Origin of the sequence: Paraferrimonas sp. SM1919 (assembly GCF_010993985.1) — a bacterium.
GTDB lineage: Bacteria > Pseudomonadota > Gammaproteobacteria > Enterobacterales > Shewanellaceae > SM1919.
Map to the genome: position 1 here is coordinate 1 of NZ_WINH01000131.1, position 524 is coordinate 524.

1 protein-coding gene is annotated in these 524 nt (G+C 65.8%); it reads right to left on the reverse strand.

Annotation, left to right across the window (positions count from 1 at the left end; translation table 11 throughout):
* Positions 1-524: IS5 family transposase (locus GFB48_RS17470; RefSeq protein WP_163938796.1), on the reverse strand; the 524-nt coding region annotated here is incomplete at both ends.

The following is a 524-nucleotide window of genomic DNA, read 5'->3' on the forward strand; positions in this document are numbered from 1 at the left end:
ACCCAAAGGTGCGCTCGACCACCCAGCGGCGCGGCAGAACGGCAAAGCCCGTTTGCTGCTCGTGCCGGCGCACCACCTCAACCACGAAGTCGAGGGTCGCGGCCCTGTCCATCAGCGCCGTGCGGTCGTAGGCGCCGTCTGCGAACAGGTGTTTCACACCCGGCCAGCGTTTCTTCACCGCTTCCAGCACCGCCAGCGCCCCCGTGCTATCGGCAATATCCGCCGACGTCAGGTTCACCATCAGCAGCCGTCCATCCGTGTCCACCGCGATATGCCGCTTGCGCCCGACGATTTTCTTGGCCGCGTCGTAGCCACGCTTGTCGGCCGAGGGCGCTTTGACTGTCTGGCTGTCGATGACGCCCGCACTCGGGCACGGCTGCCGCCCAGCCAACTCCCGGTCCAACATCAGCACCACGTCGTGCAGCGTGCGGAACAGGAAGCGACGCATGAGCCGACGAAACCACCAATACACGGTTTGCCAAGGCGGGAAGTCGTGAGGCAGCATGCGCCAACCGCAGCCCGCT